Source organism: Mesorhizobium sp. M8A.F.Ca.ET.207.01.1.1 (genome assembly GCF_004794715.1).
Lineage (GTDB): Bacteria > Pseudomonadota > Alphaproteobacteria > Rhizobiales > Rhizobiaceae > Mesorhizobium.
The window spans coordinates 1-279 of record NZ_SRUS01000597.1; the positions used below are offsets into that span (position 1 = coordinate 1).

Consider the following 279-nt stretch of genomic DNA (forward strand, 5'->3'; position numbering starts at 1 on the left):
CCGCAGTGGGTGGGAAGAAGTAGAAGGCGAGCAGGAACAACGTCGAGACGAACAGCGCGCCGCCAAAGACATCGCGCTTTCCGAAGCGGTCGGCGAGCCGTCGCGACAGGCCGATGCCCAGGATCATGCAGAGGATGCCGCAGGCGTTGAACAGGCTGAAAGCCGAGGTGGCGGCATCCGTGGGCCAGGTGAATGCCGCAAAGCCGGCACGGGCCAGGCCGGCGTTCAAGCCGCCGATCAGGCCATTGAAACCCGAATCCTGCAGGAATGCGGCCAGCG

Annotated in this window: 1 protein-coding gene; it reads right to left on the bottom strand. The window is 65.2% G+C overall.

What is annotated here, in order from left to right:
* On the bottom strand, nt 1–279 hold a 279-nt coding region (locus EN850_RS35995), incomplete at both ends, for a hypothetical protein (RefSeq protein WP_210238111.1).